This window comes from Rhizobium sp. S152 (assembly GCF_030380735.1).
GTDB lineage: Bacteria > Pseudomonadota > Alphaproteobacteria > Rhizobiales > Rhizobiaceae > Rhizobium.
The window spans coordinates 26767-44305 of sequence record NZ_JAUDRZ010000029.1 but is presented as its reverse complement, the minus strand read 5'-3'; the positions used below and the strand labels follow the sequence as shown (position 1 = coordinate 44305).

Annotated in this window: 13 protein-coding genes and 2 pseudogenes; 10 read left to right on the top strand and 5 right to left on the bottom strand. The window is 58.3% G+C overall.

What is annotated here, in order from left to right; translation table 11 throughout:
* Positions 1-540: 540 nt before the first annotated feature.
* Positions 541-1722, bottom strand: a complete 1182-nt coding sequence (locus QTL95_RS24405; protein WP_289722498.1) for a GNAT family N-acetyltransferase — start codon at positions 1720-1722, stop codon at positions 541-543.
* A 435-nt stretch (positions 1723-2157) separates the two neighbouring features.
* Between QTL95_RS24405 and QTL95_RS24400 the strand changes: the two genes are divergently transcribed.
* From QTL95_RS24400 to fhuB, 5 genes are read left to right on the top strand one after another with little or no spacing between them, the layout of a single operon-like run.
* Positions 2158-4275 carry a TonB-dependent siderophore receptor gene (locus QTL95_RS24400; protein WP_289722497.1) on the top strand — a complete coding sequence of 706 codons (2118 nt, stop codon included), beginning with the start codon at positions 2158-2160 and terminating at the stop codon, positions 4273-4275.
* Positions 4276-4304: 29 nt separating this feature from the next.
* Positions 4305-5225 carry an alpha/beta hydrolase gene (locus tag QTL95_RS24395; protein ID WP_442981349.1) on the top strand — a complete coding sequence of 307 codons (921 nt, stop codon included), beginning with the start codon at positions 4305-4307 and terminating at the stop codon, positions 5223-5225.
* Positions 5226-5248: 23 nt separating this feature from the next.
* Positions 5249-6034, top strand: a complete 786-nt coding sequence (locus QTL95_RS24390; protein ID WP_289722529.1) for an ABC transporter ATP-binding protein — start codon at positions 5249-5251, stop codon at positions 6032-6034.
* Positions 6035-6044: 10 nt separating this feature from the next.
* Positions 6045-6926 (top strand): ABC transporter substrate-binding protein, encoded by an 882-nt coding sequence (locus QTL95_RS24385; protein WP_289722496.1) that lies wholly within the window; start codon positions 6045-6047, stop codon positions 6924-6926.
* Positions 6923-8890 (top strand): Fe(3+)-hydroxamate ABC transporter permease FhuB, encoded by a 1968-nt coding sequence (gene fhuB / locus QTL95_RS24380; protein WP_289722495.1) that lies wholly within the window; start codon positions 6923-6925, stop codon positions 8888-8890. Before QTL95_RS24385 ends, fhuB begins: the two co-directional genes overlap by 4 nt.
* A gap of 411 nt (positions 8891-9301) precedes the next feature.
* On the opposite strand, the gene QTL95_RS24375 is transcribed toward fhuB, so the two are convergent.
* The 3 genes and pseudogenes from QTL95_RS24375 to QTL95_RS24365 form a co-directional block, all read right to left on the bottom strand.
* Positions 9302-10456, bottom strand: a complete 1155-nt coding sequence (locus tag QTL95_RS24375; RefSeq protein ID WP_289722494.1) for a GGDEF domain-containing protein — start codon at positions 10454-10456, stop codon at positions 9302-9304.
* 225 nt (positions 10457-10681) lie between these two features.
* On the bottom strand, positions 10682-11431 hold the full coding sequence (locus QTL95_RS24370; RefSeq protein ID WP_289722493.1) for a transporter substrate-binding domain-containing protein: 750 nt from the start codon (positions 11429-11431) through the stop codon (positions 10682-10684).
* Positions 11432-11576: 145 nt separating this feature from the next.
* A pseudogene (locus tag QTL95_RS24365) lies at positions 11577-11949 on the bottom strand (DUF2147 domain-containing protein).
* 153 nt (positions 11950-12102) lie between these two features.
* Here QTL95_RS24365 and QTL95_RS24360 point away from each other — a divergent pair.
* The 5 genes from QTL95_RS24360 (at position 12103) to QTL95_RS24340 (ending at position 16361) form a co-directional block, all read left to right on the top strand.
* Positions 12103-12903: a DUF1295 domain-containing protein gene (locus QTL95_RS24360; RefSeq protein ID WP_442981348.1), complete on the top strand. Its 801-nt coding sequence runs from the start codon at positions 12103-12105 to the stop codon at positions 12901-12903.
* Positions 12900-13928: an SAM-dependent methyltransferase gene (locus QTL95_RS24355; RefSeq protein ID WP_289722492.1), complete on the top strand. Its 1029-nt coding sequence runs from the start codon at positions 12900-12902 to the stop codon at positions 13926-13928. Before QTL95_RS24360 ends, QTL95_RS24355 begins: the two co-directional genes overlap by 4 nt.
* Complete coding sequence (locus QTL95_RS24350; RefSeq protein WP_289722491.1) at positions 13925-14452, top strand: hypothetical protein; 528 nt, start codon at positions 13925-13927, stop codon at positions 14450-14452. The genes QTL95_RS24355 and QTL95_RS24350 overlap by 4 nt, the downstream gene beginning before the upstream one ends.
* 89 nt (positions 14453-14541) lie before the next feature.
* On the top strand, positions 14542-15027 hold the full coding sequence (locus tag QTL95_RS24345) for a lipocalin family protein (protein ID WP_289722527.1): 486 nt from the start codon (positions 14542-14544) through the stop codon (positions 15025-15027).
* Between the two features lie 1112 nt (positions 15028-16139).
* The gene (locus QTL95_RS24340; RefSeq protein ID WP_289722490.1) at positions 16140-16361 is read left to right on the top strand and encodes a hypothetical protein; all 222 of its coding nucleotides are present in this window, start codon (positions 16140-16142) and stop codon (positions 16359-16361) included.
* A 656-nt stretch (positions 16362-17017) separates the two neighbouring features.
* On the opposite strand, the pseudogene QTL95_RS24335 reads toward QTL95_RS24340, so the two are convergent.
* A pseudogene (locus QTL95_RS24335) lies at positions 17018-17534 on the bottom strand (IS5 family transposase); the annotation flags it as partial.
* Between the last annotated feature and the right edge of the window lie 5 nt (positions 17535-17539).

Sequence of the window (17539 nt, the reverse complement as noted above, 5' to 3'; positions counted from 1 at the left end):
CGTCGAAAGGAAATGGCGATTGCTGTTCTCGGCGTCACGCGAAAGGGAATGCGCGGCTCGCACCTTTGAACCTGTGTTGGCAGGGACATCCATGCCCACTGCTGACGTAAGTGGTTTGTCCAGTCCTCTGCCAGTCATTGCGCCGCGTTATCAACGTAGCATTTCCTTTCCGGTTCGCAATCTGCGTGAAATTGACCGATCGTAGATGGCTGTCGAGCAGCGAAAACGTCGATGAGTGTTGATTTGCGCTGAGAGTTGACCCGGGATTGCTGCACGCCAAATTCGGACAGTTTCCAGCACTGTCTTGTGCCTCATTATTCGGGCGCGCAAAGCGCACGTACGTCACGTTACAGAACGTAGCTTCTACTGCGGCGGCTACTCGCAGCGTTTCACCAGCAGGGGGGGGAGCTGATCGTTGCCGGGAAGCTCGATCACGCCATCTCTTTCAGAACATAGAGCGCGTTGAGCATATTGTTCTCGGTATGACCGTGGGCGACCACGGGCGGGCCCATCTTTCAAAGCGTGATCGGAACGCCGGGTTCAACTCCCAGCGTGGGCCTTACTTGGCCGTTCTCTGAGCTCCGCCATATGCTGCAGGGCTATCCGCTTTAGCCGCCACAATCGTGTAACCGTTCTCCCCACGAGCGTCTGAGGGATGTGGTAGCTCGCAACATTGATCCTGGCGTTGCTGGACCAGAAAAGTTTGTAGGGTTCGTCGCCGACGCCAAAGTCAACGTTCAGGTGTTTCTCGAACGCAATCTTCATCCAATATTCATCGAGCACGAACCCGGGCGAATATTTTGCGTACCGCGGATCGGAGTGGAATCCGGCTATGTTAAGGTCTATGTGCGAAACACCGAAGGAAGCCAGCTTCACCGCGATCGGTGTTCTGTCAATCAGGATGGCAAAAACGCGCATACTTTGGACGTTCCGGGGATCAGAGATCCATTTGTACAGAAAGCGCCGATATTCGGGGGAAGTAATCCAGACCCCACGTTTTCCAACCCTTTCCGCCCAGACCTTCTTGTGGGAGAACATGCATTCCAAGAGTTCCCTCGCATATTCGGGAGTGGTCACTGGATCGACTTCGACGAACTCCAGATCGCCCATTTCCGAAAGCCTCCTTCGCTTCCGGTTTAGCTGCTGCCGGGTGTTTGCGCCGATTGCCAACTCATATTTCTCCCAGTCGGGGAATTCGTGAAGATCAACAAAGGGAGCAACATCCCGATCGGTGAGCAAATTACGCCCGCGGCGGATTGAACGATCGAGCACTGAACCAACCTCGACGAATGGCATATGAATGATGTCGGCTTTCGATACGGTCTCTACGGCCTGCCATGCCAAGCGGACATTCTCTTGACTTTCTGACTCCGGATCCACCAGGATCGCTGTGCCCTCCGCGGCGTTCGGCCCGAGGGGGCGAAGCATCCAGCAAGGCCCCTTTCGATATCGCAGCAAGGGAAAAACCAAAACCAGCCGACCACCTTCGCGCACGACAATGCAGAAAAGCGATCGGCCCGCTGGTGCCGCTACTTCGTTCCAACTGTGAAAGGCTAGGGAATAGGTTTGGGAGAACGATCCCTTGGCCTTCAGCCAAAGTGCGTTCCATTCTACTTCCAATTGAACCATTTCTCTTACACTGGAAATAATGACGCAGGACTTGTCAGTGGTGGCAACTCTACTCGGCAATCTCATCTCGCATCCCCCCAGAAACAGGCGCATTAGCGATTGCTTAAGTCGTGGCGAGGTTACTTAGATTGTGTGCGGTGACAATACCACTGATAGGCGTATGCCGTTTTGCTAATGCGCGTGCGAGTTTTCACGTCTGCTATTCGCTGACAAGGGATTAGGGTCGGGAGCTTTCCACCCGGCCGTCATCATCAATGACCCGCTTCGCTGGGGAGTGTGTCAACTTCAACGAATTGCCGGATACGACTTAGTTCCGGCGATGTCAGCTGAGCGCCGAAACCTTGTGGTATTTGAGCGACATAAGCGAGGATTGCGAAAACAGCGACCACGATATCTTGACTCTTTTGGTAATGTTTTTACTGATGCGCCCGAAGTCATCATATTTCGGCAGCCACGATGTGCGGCCCCGAAAATCTATCTTGCGCCAGCGATTTGCCGGCGCGTCTGCTCTCCAGGAAGGGTCGCGCAATGTCATTTTCTTTTAAACACAATCGCATGAACCGCGGCCTCCTGGCCTCCACGATGCTGGTCGGCATCATCGCGGTTGTCGCGCTTAATGCGCACGCGACCCTGGCTCAGGACGACAACAGCACAGAACTGCAGAAAATTACCATCACCGGCAACGGTTCGGATCCTCAATCCATCAAGGAAGACAACGCCACGGTGGTACCGAGGCGCACGATCTCAGCCACGAAGACCGACACGCCGCTGGTTGAAACTCCCCGCTCCGTATCGGTCGTCACGCGCGAGGAAATGGACGAGCGTGCCGTTACAGACATGATCCAGGCCGCTCGCTACGCCTCGGGCGTCACAACCGGTGCGTTTGGCTACGATCCGCGGTTCGACCAGATCTACATCCGAGGCATCGAGACGACGACGACAGGCGACTTCCGCGACGGCCTGCGCCAGCCGATCATGAACTACGGTTCGTTCATGACCGAGGTTTACACGCTGGATCGCATCGAAGTTCTGAAAGGCCCCGTATCAGTGATGTATGGCGCGGCGAGCGCCGCCGGCATCGTCAACCGCATCTCGAAGCTGCCGCTCGACGACGAGCACCACGAGGTCGAACTGCAATATGGCACCATCGGCCGCAAGCAGGCCGCCTTCGATTTTGGCGGGCCGATCAACGACGAAATCGACTATCGCCTCGTTGGCCTGGCCCGCGCCGGCGAAGGAAGCTACGATATCGACGACGATCGCTATCTCCTGCAGCCATCCGCCACCTGGAAGCCGAGCGACAACACGACCTTCACCGTCTATGGCTTGGCTCAGAAGACCGAGACCGGCGCTAGCGCCTGGAGCTACCTGCAGGACGACAATGTCTTCCTCTACACAGACCCCGATTTCAACAGCCAGAAAGTCGAGCAATATCAGCTCGGCTACCAACTCGAGCACGAGTTCGACAACGGCATGACCTTCCGACAGAATGCGCGCGCCGGCGATGTCGATCTCAAGGCGCACTACACCAACCGCGTTCTCGTCAACACGGATGGCAGCTGGCCGACATACGCGGTGACGGAGGATATGCGCAGCTACCAGATCGACAACCAGCTCGAAGGCAAGTTTGACACTGGCGGCATCTCTCACACCCTGCTCGGCGGCCTAGACTACACCTGGGTTTCGTCCGACTTCGCCATGGGCACCGGCAGCGTCGCCGCCAATACGCCCGGCGGCAGCATACCCATCCCCGCGCTCGACACCTTCAGCGGCAGCAGCCTGAACCAGACCGGCATCTATGCCCAGGACCAAATGGAACTTGGCAACTGGCGCGCGGTCGCAGGCCTGCGCTATGACTGGGCGCATCAGGAGTCGACTGACAAGGACGCGGGAACCACCGACGAGAAGGACGATGGCGTGCTTTCCGGCCAGGTGGGCCTACTTTACCTGTTCGACAACGGCATCGCGCCTTACATCAACTACGGTACGTCGTTCGTTCCCTCCACCGCTCTCTCCGAGGACGGCACGGTTCTTGACCCGACCAAGGGTCGCCAGATCGAAGTCGGCGTTAAGTACCAGCCCGAGGGCGAGAACTACTCGCTGAGCGGGGCCGTCTACCGCCTGGTCGAAACCGGCAAGCCCCAGTATGCCTCGACCTTCCTGTACTCCGAAAATTCCGGAGAAAACACCTATACGGGTTTCGAGCTTGAGGGACGCACCCAGTTCGACAACGGCATCAGCCTGATCGCCGCGTACACCTATGCGCACGCCGAGATCACTGGCAACATCGACACGACCTTGATCGGCAACGTGCCATCGACGGTACCGCGTCACGTGGCGTCCTTGTGGGTAAACTACGCAATGCCCGAAACCTCGGCCATACCAGGCCTGACCATTGGTGCGGGTGTTCGCGCCATGAGCAATTCCTTCACCAGCGACGCGAACACGGCCCGAAACCCCGGCGCCGCCTACTTCGATGCGGTCATATCCTATGACTTCGGCGTCCGCTCCCCGGACCTGAAGGGTCTGTCGCTCTCCGTCAGCGCCACCAACCTCGCCGATCGCCGTGAGCCGGTTTGCACCGATGGCTATTGCTACACCGGCCAGGGCCGTACGGTCATGGGCGCGCTGAAGTTCAAGTGGTGACGAGCCGTGTGACGACGGGCGGAATGAACATGACTGAACAAGTGTACACCTTGCCTGGAACGGTTCATTTCGACCTGGAACCCATGGACGGCGGCAATCCCTACCGGATTTTCCTGTTCGTGCCAAAAGGAGAGCCGCCCGCGGACGGCTGGCCTCTTCTGGTCACGACCGACGGCAACGCGACCTTCCCTTTCGCAGTTGCCAGCATAGTGACGCAGGCGCCTTATCCGACCGGGACCAACGTCGATTGGGGCGTGATTGCCGCGATCGGCTACCCCACCAACGAACCCTATGATGCGTTTCGCCGAGCCTGGGATCTCGGCCCTCCGCCGATCAAGTCCTATCCACCCTATGTCGAGGGCGGGCCTCCGGTTCGCATCGGCGGGAGCGGCCAACTCCTCGACTTTATCGAGCACCGGCTTCTTCCCAAACTCGACGCGATGACGCGCATCGATCCGACACGCCGGTCGCTTTTCGGGCACTCTTTTGGTGGGCTTTTCGCGCTTTACGCTCTCTTTGAACGCCCATGGCTTTTCGCCAGGTGGATTGCCGCGAGCCCGACGATCTACTGGGAGGCAAGCGAAATCCTGAACAACGAGGCAGGCCGGCAGCCGGTTTCCGGGCCTGATGTCTTCTTGTATTTGTCGGCCGGCGAATATGAGGGCGATGAGCTTGCTCCTTTCCAGTACCGCAGCGACGACGCCGCATCTCGCAGCGAGAAAAGGAAGGTCGAACGCACGGTATCATTGGCGCGCGAAATGGCGGATCGGCTGGGCGGCCCCGCAACGGGAATCCGCACGCAATTCGAGCTCTTCGTGGGACAGACGCACATGTCGGTGCTTGGGCCAGCGGTCAATCGCGCCGTAGGGGTCGCATTCGAACACGCGCCGCCGATGACGGTAACCGACCAAACGACAAGCAAAGTTAATATCCGGAAGGAAAAGCCGTGACCTCGCCTACGCCCGTGCAACATATGCCCGAAGCGACGAATGCCTTTGAAGTCGGAAGTCTCGGGCTTTCTATCGAGGGCAACACGATCCTGTCCGATGTCAGTCTGGATTTTCCAGCAGGCGAAGTGGTCGCCTTGGTGGGCCACAACGGATCAGGCAAATCCAGCCTTTTGAAGATCCTCGCCCGGCAGCTTTCCCCGACGTCGGGGACTGTTGCCTGTGGCGGCCGCGAACTGAAGCACTACGGCGACCGCGACTTCGCGCGAGCCGTTGCCTACATGCCGCAGGATTTGAGCGCCGGCTCCGAGATGACGATCCGCGAGCTTGTCGGCTATGGACGCTATCCGTGGCACGGCGCTCTTGGCCGCTTTTCCAAGATCGACAGGGAAAAGGTCGATGCAGCGCTCGCGGCCACGCATATAGAGCCGTTTGCCGATCGCGTCGTCGGCACACTATCCGGCGGGGAGCGACAGCGGGCCTGGATCGCGATGTTGATCGCTCAGGATGCACGCTGCCTGCTGCTCGACGAACCGACGGCGGCACTGGATGTCGCCCATCAGATCGAAGTGCTCTCGCTCGTCCGACAGCTGGCGCACCAAGGCGGCCGGAGTGTCGTGATCGTTCTCCACGATGTCAACATGGCGGCGCGCTTCTGCGACCGGATCCATGCGCTGAGTCGCGGCAAGGTCGTTGCCAGCGGTACCCCGGCCACAATACTCGTGCCCGAGAGGCTGCACGATATCTATGGGATCGACATGAACGTTATCTCGGCGCCCAACCTGAACCACCCTCTCGCCTATGTCTGCTAGGTCTGGTTCGATGCTCGTGTCGCGAAGGGCAGTTTTGCAATATGCCGCGGCGATGGCGGTTTCCCCCACGCCGCTATTGGCCGAAACGGCTGGTCAAAGGATCGTCAGCCTGGATTATGGTTTGTCATCCACCCTTCTTTCGCTTGGTCTTCAGCCTGTCGGCATTTCCGATCTCGCCGACTGGGGCCGTTGGGTGGTTGAGCCGGAAATGCCGGATTCCGTCGTCGATGTTGGCAGCGCATTCGAGGTGAACCTCGAGATCCTGCTGCAGTTGAAACCCGACATTATCTTGACGACGCCTTATCTCGACGAGTTGACCCCAAGGCTAAAGCCTTATGGGAAGATTATCCGATTGGCGATATTCACGCCCGACAGCGGACCTGTTCTGCAATCGGCGATCGCCGCGACACGCAAGCTGTCGGTGGAGATCGTGCGAGAGAAAGAGGCCGAGGCGTTCCTTTCGCGATCCGAAGCTTTCTTCGACCATTGCCGCGCGCGTCTCGCGGGGAAAGACCTGCCGTCCATCGCACTGGTCAACTTCATGGATGCGCGCCACCTCCGCATCTATTCGAGCCCAGGCTTGTTTCACAACGTCTTCGAACGCATTGGCGTCCGCAACGCCTGGACGCGGCAATCAAATTTCTGGGGCTTCGAAACCATCGGCATTGAAGATCTCGCCAAGATAGAAGACCAGAACGCTCGCCTGGTGGCGTTCGATCCCGTTCCACCGGATGTTCTTCCAAAACTTGCCGACAGCCCTCTCTGGAACAGGCTTCCATTTTTCCGTCCCGGCCATCTGTCGATCCTGCCCGCCGCGCTGATGTTCGGAATGGTCAACGAGGCGGTACGATTTGCGGGCCTCCTGACCGACCTCCTGGAGCGCGAGGCATGACCATCTCTCGTCGAGAAATCTACGGGCCTGTGCTCGTCGTCGCCCTGTTTCTTGTTGCCGGTGCCTGCGCATCCCTGGCGCTTGTGGCGCCGTCACTGTCGGCGGCGCCCGAGGCGAGCTATAACGCGAGCCGGCTGGTGCTCTATTACGCGACGCTCCCCCGTCTGGCGACAGCGATGCTGGTGGGGGCGGCGCTTGCGCTGGCTGGCGCTCTGTTCCAGCAGGTCCTGCGCAATCCGCTTGCGGACCCGACGACGCTCGGTGTGTCGGCGGGCGCAAACCTCGCTCTGGTCGTTGCGTCGCTATTTATCCCGGACTTGCTTGGAACGAGCCGCGATCTCGTCGCGCTGGCGGGAAGCGCAATCGCCGCACTCATCGTTGTCGGCCTCGGCGCGCGGCGCGGCTTTTCGCCCTATTCTCTCGTGCTGTCGGGGCTGGTGCTCAGCCTGTGGTGCGGCGGCCTCGCCGCGATCCTAACCTATCTGAACCAGCGTTATCTCGCGAGCCTGTTCATTTGGGGAAGCGGTTCGCTGTCGCAGCAGAGCTGGGCCATTCCTTTGTCCTTGCTGTGGAAAACGGCGGCGGTTGCGGTCGTTTGCGCCCTGATCGTCAGACCGCTCTCGATCCTCGATCTCGGCGACAACAGTTCGTCGGCGCTTGGCATCAGAGTGGGCCGGTTGCGTTTCATCGCCATAGCCTGCGCCGTGGCCCTTGCCGCATTCGTCACGAGCGCCATAGGGGTTATCAGTTTCATCGGCCTGGTCGCGCCGACGATTTCGCGGCTGGCGGGGGCGCGACGCCCCAGCCAATTGATCTTCTGGTCTCCGCTGATAGGCGCAAGCCTCCTGTTCTGCGCCGACGCCGTTTTGCAATTGGTCGCCGGCGGACTTGGCGACTTTCTTCCTACCGGTGCGGTGACGGCAATCTTCGGCTCACCGCTTCTGCTGGCGTTGCTGCCACGATTGAAGATCCGTCACCGTATTCAGCAATCGTTCGTGTGGACAAAGCCGCCCCCGTTCGGCGCGACTGCATCGATCGGCTTGGCCGCCATCGGACTTTGCGTGGTCCTTGGCATCAGCATTCTGGTTGGACGCGGCATCGACGGCAGCCTCTCGATGCTGTCCGGCGATCTCGCTTCGGACATGCTCGCTATTCGCCTGCCCAAGGTTCTGGCCGCCCTTGCCTCAGGAGCCATGCTTGCTGTCGCCGGTTCGATCCTGCAGCGGCTGACCGGCAATGAAATGTCGAGCCCAGAGGTGCTGGGCATCAGCGCCGGCGCAACCTTCGGCGTCGCCATCGGCCTGTTTGCGATTGCGCCAGGTCTGTTTGGCCAGTTCACCTTCGCCGTCACGGGTTCGATTGCCGTGCTTGCGATCATTTTCCTGAGTTCCCGGCGGTCCGGCTTTTCACCGGAGCGCGTTCTGCTTGCCGGCATCGCTCTAAGCGCGATGGTAGATGCTGTCGTCGGCGTCCTGAGTTCGACGGGAGATCCAAGGGCGGCATTGCTCATGCGCTGGATGAGCGGCTCGACCTATCTTGTCGACGGGCCGACCGCGCTGGCCGAAGCAGGCCTCGGCGTCGTGTTTATAGCCCTCGCCTTTGCCACGCGGCGTTGGCTGGATATTCTTCCACTTGGGCCGTCACCCTCGGCGGCTGTCGGCATATCCTTGGCAAGATCGAGATTGATTCTGTTCGCGCTGGCGGGTCTGCTGACGGGCGCCGCAACACTCACCGTGGGCCCCCTCTCCTTCGTCGGCCTGATGGGACCGCATCTGGCGCGAGAGGCCGGCCTGACGCGGGCTCTGCCGCAAATGGTCGGGGCCGCGCTGATCGGCGGGGCCTTGATGGTAACCGCCGATTTCCTGGGACGGACGATCGTATCTCCATATCAGATCCCTGCCGGCCTGGTTTCAGCTATGATCGGCGCTCCGTTCCTGATGTTCATGATGCGGAAGAAGGCTTAATTCAGACACCGGCACACAAGGTGCTGTCAGAGACGCGCGTCGAAAGAATAATGTTTTTCAGGAACAGAGCTAAGCCCGACAGCTAGCTCGATCCGTAAGGAATGCTTTTGCTCTCGAAAGCATGAAACTCGCGCCAGCACAGGAATGTCCTGCGGCGCACACGGAGTGGAGCTGAAGCCGCGCCTTCATCGTCCGGGCCAATCTCCTGTCTGAGTGCATCGAGGTCTGCCAATGAGCGTCTAAGCCCTATGACCACAGCTTCCCTACCAGCCAGCATGAGTGACGTTGCCGTGCCGATGCCTTTGCCAGCATCGATTACCAAGAGTCGTTCGTCTCTCCAATCCATAATTCGTCTTTGATTTCACTTGCTGATTGGAGCCCGTTCAAAACCAAGAATTGCCATACGGATCGCTACCGGGCAGTCTTTTCACCTGCTCGCGAAACATGTCCTTTCGCATAAGCCGAGTGATAAGATACGACCCGGTTCCGCCCCCCGCTCTTCGCAAGGTAGAGCGCCTTGTCGGCGCGGGATATAAGTTCACCCATTTCGGCAGGATCGTTCTTCGACGTAAAGGACACGCCGATACTTGCCGTCATCGTCATTGACTGCTCGCCTTCCAGCGGGATGCGGGTGGCTTCTATGCGCCGGCACAGGAACGCTGCATCCAGGAGCGCCTGCTCCTCGCTCTCCGCATTATAGACAATCACAAATTCCTCGCCTCCATATCGCGCGGCGAGGAATTTTGACAATCCATCGACCGACAACAGCACGAGGGCCAAGTTCTGGAGGCACTGATCACCAACCTGATGTCCATACCGGTCATTGATCGACTTGAAGTGGTCGAGGTCGATCATGAGAACCGCAGTTCCACCGCGCCGGGTGCCATCGGAAAGCGAGGCTTTCAAGAAGTTTTCAAACGTCCTCCTGTTTGCCAGTCCTGTCAGCGGATCTTCCTCAGCGAGAGCTTGCAAGACAACATTTTTCCGACGAAGCTCCGTGGCCGTTTCGCCGTAGGAGCGGACCGCATCGGCGATCATCGCAAGTTCCGTCAGGATGGGGCGGGATCGAGGTGCAATGGTCGCCGTGTTGTCGTTTATTCGGTTGAGATTGGCGATGGCAGAAAGAATAGGCTTGGCGAGATGTCGGCGGGCCAACCACAGTAGGACGATGCAGAACAGGCCCGGCATCAGCAGTGTGAGGATCACCGTAAAGCGTGTTCTGGCAGCCCCGGACTGGATTTCCTCCGCGAGTTTGTCGGCGGAAAGTGCCGCGTCCCCGCTCAGTTCCTTGCCCATCTCGTCGACCGTCTTGATCGCCTCGCTATAGGCGGCGGTCGCGCGCTCTTCGAAGGTGAAAGCGGTCGTGTTCAGGACTCCACTGTCGCGGGCTTGCTGCCGCGCCGCCGCGATCTCCTTTGCCAAAATAGCGACACGCTTGGATCCAGCAACCACCCGATCGCCGGCATCGAATGGGAAACCCTGTGCCAGCGCCTGGATTTGAAGCTGGACCTGCCGTTCAAGTCGTCTGTCGCGAGCAAGATAGATTGCCCGCACCAGAGACGCCATCCTCTCCGCCTTAACGGCGTTTCGCGTTTGCGACAGGATAAGAGGAATCTGGGTTTCGCGCGTAAACCTGGCTTCGCTTTCGATCTTCGAGAGCAGAACACCCGTAAAGATAGCCGCCGCGCAGGTGTATATCGCTGCCAGAGCGAACAAAGCGCGACCGGCCGCCCTAAGCGAAACTTGACCAGTCGATCTCCATTGGGACCATAGCTTCTGCATTGTCAGCACTCAATAAATGCTGAACGGAAAGTAGGCGTCGTTGATCCGGTCGTACGTACCGTTCAACTTAATTTCTTTCAGCGCAGCGTTCACACGGGCGATGAGAGCCTGATTACCCTTATGAGCGGTAATGTGGGCCGAGCTTTGAAGGAAATCGCTAGAGATAGGGTCACCGACATAGCTATAGGCCGATCCCTGGGGCGTCTCCATGAAAGTGAGAAGTTCGATGGCGTCGCCGATCAGAAGGTCAGCCTTTTTCTCGATCAAAAGACGCTGTGCGGCGGGCTGGTCTGCAGCAAGAAGGATTTCGCTTTTGGGGTAGGCCTTTTTGAGATAATCCGCCTGGATCGTACCGCTCTCGGCGGCGATGCTAACGCCAGCGAGCGCTTCCGGTGAACTATCCTGGTACTTTTCGTTTCCAATGAGAACGGAATGAGATCGGTAATAGGGATCTGAGAAATCGATCCTCGCCGCACGCTCTTTGGTGTACGCCATGCTCGCCACGATCAGATCGTACCGGTCGCTTTCAAGGCCCCCGATGATATCGTCCCACGGCACAGCCTGGAACGTGCATTCAACGGCCATTTTTTCGCATAGCGCCTTGGCGATATCGACGTCGAAACCTTTGAGCTCGCCGGCCTCGATGAAGTTGAACGGCGGGTAAGCACCTTCAGTCGCAATCCGAAGTGTTTCCGCATGTGCTTGCCCCAAAGTGGCAAAAACCGTCAAGCCGAACGTGATACAAAGGCTTCGAAACATTGGATGATCTCCTCAATGCCCCATTTTAACAACGAACAGCTAATAAGGATTTTCAGCGATCACTAAAGTTTTGTAGTCTGCGCAGAGGGTTGCTTCCCTCTTTTTCAGGTCAGCCGTGCTCACCACTCCACCTCCACCTCCACCCTCAATTGATCCGTGGCCAGTCGATGCCCTTACATAGGAGCCCAGCGACGATGCAGCCCTTCGTCGTCATCTTGTCTCCCTGGACTGTCACCGACAGCTTATAGGTCATGTCGCGCTGCGGATCGAAGGCGGTGCCGACGTAGACCCCGTCTGCTCCAGGCGTGATGGACATGACCAACCGGTCTCCTTCTTTTTTCATTGGGCGTGCCTGGCTTGATCCAGGTGTTCGTCGCGCAGATGTCCGATCCACATGGCGCGATCTTCACCTTGGCATTGCCGTCTCCACGCGCCCATTGACCGTCAATATCGGCGGCATGGGCCTGACCGATTGCGCACAGGGTCGATGTGACCGCAGCTACGATTTTCTTCCTCATGCTCTGTTCCTTCTCCCGTTTGATACCGATACGCGCGCCCGCCGCGAACAGTTTCGTCGGGGACTTAGATTCGAAAAGAAATATCCGCCGGGATGAAACCGAGGGTGCTTGCCGTCCGTACAGACCAAGTCGTCAACACAAACGGACAGGCTGATGAGTATCTTGCCGCTAGTTCTCATCGCTGTATGGCTATCGGTAGCCATGGCCGGCGCGTGGGCGATTCAACGGACAAGCGGGCAAAGCGGATGGATCGACACAGTATGGTCGATGGCCGTGGGTATCGGAGGCGTTGTCGCGGCCATACTCGGGGGCGGCGACTTTGACCGCCGGATTATCCTCTTGATCGTGATCTGCGCTTGGTCGCTAAGGCTCGCAAGCTTCATCGGCTCGCGCACCAAATGCGGTGGCGAAGATCCTCGTTATGCAAAGCTCATCGATGAGTGGGGCGACGGCGCGGCCTTGCGACTGTTCATCTTCCTGCAGACACAGGCATTCGCCGCGTTCGTTCTCGTCCTGGCCGTCTATCTCGCCGCCGCCAACGACCAACCCTTTCTCCGGCCCATCGATGGTCTGGCCACACTCCTCGCCATGGTCGCGTTGGGCGGCGAAGCCCTCTCCGATGCACAGCTCGCCCGCTTCCGCAAGACGCCCGAGGCAAAAAAGGAAGTCTGTGAGATCGGGTTCTGGCGGTACTCCCGCCATCCCAACTACTTCTTTGAATGGCTTTTCTGGTGTTGCTGGCCGCTATTTGCGTGGGATGCGCCCATATGGAACGGGCTGTCGTTGCTCGCGCCACTGATGATGTATTGGCTGCTGGTTCACGTCTCCGGCATTCCACCGCTTGAGGACCACATGCTGCGCTCACGCGGCGACAAATTCCGTGCCCTGCAGCGCCGGGTCAACGCCTTCTTCCCAGGTCCTCGCAAACCCACCCTTCAAGGACATCAAGAATGAACATGCTGGCACTCGCCATCAACACCGCGGAGCGCGTGCCGCTCACGGACGCAATGACACTGGCCGGCATAGATTTTCTCTGCGCACGCACCAGGCGCAAGCTCGCGACAAAGACAACGGATAGTGAACGCAACTTCATCCAGATCATGAACCGGTTTCCAGTCGCAACCCACACCGACGAGGCCAATCGGCAGCACTATGAGGTGCCGGCCGACTTCTTTGCGATAGCCCTTGGCCCGCAACGCAAATATTCCTGTTGCCTTTACCTGACGCCCGATAATACGCTAGCGGACGCAGAAATGCTGGCGCTCGCGGAGACGGTTGCGAATGCTGCGATCGAGGATGGCATGACAATCCTAGAATTGGGTTGTGGATGGGGTTCGCTTTCGCTTTATCTCGCACGACGCTTTCCGAATTCACGCATCACTAGCGTATCGAACTCGGCCTCGCAGCGCGCCCATATTCTCGACATTGCACGACGGGATGGCCTGCCGAACCTCGAGATCATCACCGCCGACATGAACCATTTCACCACGGATATCCAGTTTGACCGTGTCGTGTCCGTGGAAATGTTCGAGCACATGTCCAACTGGCGAATGCTTCTCAAACGTGTACGTAGTTGGTTGAAGCCTGGCGGCAGACTTTTCCTGCATGTCTTCACTCACAAGGACCGCTCCTACAGGTTCGACCCGAATGACCCATCCGACTGGATTGCCCAGCACTTCTTCACGGGTGGGATCATGCCCGCCCACGACCTGCCGCACCGATTCGGCGATCTGTTCAAGGTACAGCAGGAATGGCGTTGGTCGGGAACACATTATCGCCGGACGGCGCTGGACTGGCTTGCGAATTTTGACCGCGACATCGATCGGATACAACCTATCCTTGCAAAGGTGTATGGCGAGAATGCAGCCATCTGGATGCGCCGCTGGCGGCTATTCTTCCTGTCGACGGCTGGCCTCTTCGGGCATGACAACGGCAAAGTCTGGGGTGTCGGTCATTATCTGCTGGCGCCGGCCCCATGATGTCACAGGCGCGCAATCAGCTCGATCCGATCACCCAGGCAACCGTGACGGTTGCCTGGGTGATCGTGTTGAATAAGCCCTTCTATCCTGTCTATATCTGGTATCTGGTCGGCGATGGCGTGTCGGCATCGCTCGGCACATTGCTCCTCGCCCCGCTTTTCTTGACGATCCCGTTCGTGGCCAGACGATCTTCGCTATCAGCCCGGATCGCGCTACCCCTGATCGGCGCGGTCGACACCTTGTTCGAGACGAAGCTCTTCGGCTCGGCTTCGGGCACGGAATTGTACTTCGCCGCCTGCATCATGCTTGTCGGGCTGTCATTCCGAGCAGACGAAAAGTGGTGGCAACGTGGAATGGCTGTTCTCGTCTTTGCCGTGTTCGTGTTCTCGCGCAAATTTATCGGTGCGCCACTACATATTTGGACTGCACTGGAATTCGGCACCCTCTTCAACTTGAATGCCTTCGCCGTCGCCAGCTTGTTGGCGTTTATTGCCCTACGCTATGCGGGAATACCGAGGACTTGAAGACAATCCAATCGGATGACAGCCTGAATGAATGGGAGCGAAAGATGCAGAAGATCTCTTACTGGTGTTTTGCTACGGCAGTCGCACTGATGTCATCGTTTAGCCCAGCCACGTCGGCCGAGGTCGAACCGCGACCAGTTGCGGTCGGTATAGACCACTATCATGGAACATGGCTTGAGATCGGCCGCCGGCCCATGTGGCTGACCGATGGCTGCGTTGCGGGCTACTCGACCTACAAACTCGGAAAGAAGCGGGGCGAGGTCCAGGTGGAAGACGGTTGCCACGTCGCCACCCCCGGCGGACGACTGAAGACCGTCAATGGCGATGGACGGATCCTCGACCTCGGGTACGGAAATGCCAAGATGCGCGTCCGCTACCCTTTTTTCATAACGTTCAATTACTGGGTCCTTTACACATCCCCCGACAAAGCGTGGTTCATCAGTGCCGATCCTAAGATGCGCAACCTTTGGATCTACGCGCGCACCGTGCCGTCAAAGGCAAAGTTGAACATGATGACCCGCAAGGCAAAACAACTCGGTTACGACGTAAGGAAGCTTGAATTTCCCGGGCAATAGAGGCGGTAACGTGGCTGCTTTTGGCGCCATCCCGTTCAAAATTTGGCTGGCATCCATCTTCGATGAGGCCGGCGTACCCTGAACTTCCCGCTGGCGATCCTGCCTCGCCGGAGGGGGCTGATGTGAGCGGTGATTTCGCGATCGCCCCGCAGTAGCGGAGCGATACATTTGCTGTGCTGGGCAATATTCACAATTCCAACAGCCCGCTCCTACGGACATGAGTAGATTATCCGTTCGAGGTGGAGCGCTAGCTCTCCGAAAGCCCAAGGCGCAAGCCAGCGAACGCCCTAGTGAAATCTGCAATGCAGGGCAGACGGAGCACGGCACTTATGCAGAATCTCGCCGAACGCTGCACTGGTAAATTGGCAGGCTAGCCCGAGCGACTGGCAGACAGCGTCTTGCGAATGTTTACCGAGCATATTGCCTTGAAGGGAATGGAACCCGAGGCCCACTATCATCGAAGTCTTGCAAGGTTCAAGAATGCCAATTCCAGAATTAGTTCACGAGCTGCCCCGAATGCTCTGCCAAAATGCGCAGCAGGCGCGGCATTTGAGCAATCTACTCGATTTGCGCGACATCGCGAACGTCGCGTTGAACGATCGCCTGGATATAGGCCGCATACCAGTCCTGTCCGCGGCTCACGGTCTTGCGGCCCAATCCCTCGGGATATCCCCTGCCAGAACAGCAGCCACAAGGTCGTCTCCGAAGATTGGCTCTCCGGCCTTGTCTTAATTTTGAAAGGCTTCGCGCAGGAAGCTGCTGCCAGCCGTTCTGATCTCGCTTTGCGCGAGCGGCAGCAATCGAACGACCTCCATGCGCCCTGCAAGCGAGTCTGCCACGCGTGGCAACGTCATGAGATTGGCTGAACCGGTCAGAAGGCCAAGTTGCGGAAGACAGGCTAAGCTAGACACGATCGCGACTGTCTCGTGTTCAGAAAGCCTTCGGCCCTAGCCCTGGTGAACGAACTCGTAGGACGACATATCCAGCTGGTACAGCACAACTTGGTGCGTCCTCACGCGCTATGCTGCCAATTATCGTCTAACCCTGACGGAACATTGTGCGGTACATCGGCATTATCGGCACCGCGACCACAATTTATTTGCGAGGCATTCTTGAAAAATCTTGTTCTTGCCGCCGTAATCGCGGCGTCTTCCATCCTCTCTTTCACATCCTCTTCCGAAGCCGCGAGCGTGACCGTTCGCACCGTCGAGCGTGTCGACCACCACGAGCGGCATGTTCGTCCGCGTGACCATCGCGAAAAGTGCTTCGTGAAAAAGGTTCGCACGCACCACCATGGCCGAACCGTCGTGCGCACCACTCGCGTCTGCCGTTAAGCGGTAGCGAAAAACCAGCGTCGTCGCTGCGCTCGAACCAGCGACAGCGCCTTTTTGACGAGATTTGTCTTGGCTGCGCCAATCTACCTTGGTCGTCCCTCGGAAAGCGGAATCGGTATTCCGCGCGGGCGGGACGAGAGCAGGATCCGAGCGCTTCGACCGGCCGAGACCGCTTTCTCGCTCGACCCGGGCGATCCCAGGCTGCAGTATAGGATCGGCTATATTTCCATGATCTGGCATGCCTTCAAGCGAACGGAGCGTCACCTCGAGCTGGCGGGGGCTATGAACCCAAACGACGCCGCGATACTAATTTTGTGGTCGGCGATGCAGGGAGCGGTCGGCCGCCCGGAGCGTGGTTTGGATGTTGCCGATATGGCCTGCCGACTAAACCCACTGCATCCAATTGGTAAAACTACTACAAAGCGCGGTTTTCATTCTTGGCTGGTCGCTACCGAGAAGCCGCCCTTCTTCTCGAACAACGGACGTTTTCGACACCTGATAGGGACACGCGCGATCTTGCGTGGCGCGCGGCGTTTTATGCGATGCTTGACCGTCACGCGGACACAAAAGCATCTAGTGAAGGTTTTGTCCGTGCGATCAGCAGACGATGGAAGGGTAGTCCCACAGCTGGATCGGCGGCCTATGTCGACTGGCCAAGCCGATGCCATGTCATTCTGTTGTCCAGGGCCGAGTTGAAAGCGAACTGACAATCCCAATGCATCGACTGTCGCATGGATTTAGCTGCCAATCCACCTCGGGGAGCAGCCGAGAGCCTAGGTTTTCGCTCCCTTTTTCGTCGCCTGCCGGCGGCTTGGGCCCACGCCCGGATAAAGGTGGCGTCGATGGACAAACACTCCACCGCTGGATCGACAGGAACTGCTTCGAAAATCCGGTCGAATATGCCCTGCTCGATCCAACAGTAACATCGCCGTTTGACCGTCTGATAGAGGCCGAAACGGTCTTCCGTCAGATCACGCCAGCGCGCCTCGGACCGGGCAAGCCACAATATCGCGTCGAAGAACCGGCGCCAATCACTGCGACCACCGCGCCTACTTTTGGACCACAGGTCACAAACGGCTTCAGCCGCTCCCACTGGACATCTCGAAGAGCCTGACCATCCGTCACCAACCTCCAAAAGTCAGCGTTGAATCTGATTTGCGACTCGAATGGCATCCTGG

Excerpts from the sequence above, each read along its gene's own strand:
- QTL95_RS24400 (WP_289722497.1), top strand. The coding sequence starts at position 2,158 with ATGTCATTTTCTTTTAAACACAATCGCATGAACCGCGGCCTCCTGGCC.
- QTL95_RS24395 (WP_442981349.1), top strand. The coding sequence starts at position 4,305 with ATGACTGAACAAGTGTACACCTTGCCTGGAACGGTTCATTTCGACCTG.
- QTL95_RS24370 (WP_289722493.1), bottom strand. The coding sequence starts at position 11,431 with ATGTTTCGAAGCCTTTGTATCACGTTCGGCTTGACGGTTTTTGCCACT.
- fhuB (WP_289722495.1), top strand. The coding sequence starts at position 6,923 with ATGACCATCTCTCGTCGAGAAATCTACGGGCCTGTGCTCGTCGTCGCC.
- QTL95_RS24360 (WP_442981348.1), top strand. The coding sequence starts at position 12,103 with ATGAGTATCTTGCCGCTAGTTCTCATCGCTGTATGGCTATCGGTAGCC.
- QTL95_RS24350 (WP_289722491.1), top strand. The coding sequence starts at position 13,925 with ATGATGTCACAGGCGCGCAATCAGCTCGATCCGATCACCCAGGCAACC.
- QTL95_RS24385 (WP_289722496.1), top strand. The coding sequence starts at position 6,045 with ATGCTCGTGTCGCGAAGGGCAGTTTTGCAATATGCCGCGGCGATGGCG.
- QTL95_RS24405 (WP_289722498.1), bottom strand. The coding sequence starts at position 1,722 with ATGCGCCTGTTTCTGGGGGGATGCGAGATGAGATTGCCGAGTAGAGTT.
- QTL95_RS24390 (WP_289722529.1), top strand. The coding sequence starts at position 5,249 with ATGCCCGAAGCGACGAATGCCTTTGAAGTCGGAAGTCTCGGGCTTTCT.
- QTL95_RS24345 (WP_289722527.1), top strand. The coding sequence starts at position 14,542 with ATGTCATCGTTTAGCCCAGCCACGTCGGCCGAGGTCGAACCGCGACCA.
- QTL95_RS24375 (WP_289722494.1), bottom strand. The coding sequence starts at position 10,456 with ATGGCGTCTCTGGTGCGGGCAATCTATCTTGCTCGCGACAGACGACTT.
- QTL95_RS24355 (WP_289722492.1), top strand. The coding sequence starts at position 12,900 with ATGAACATGCTGGCACTCGCCATCAACACCGCGGAGCGCGTGCCGCTC.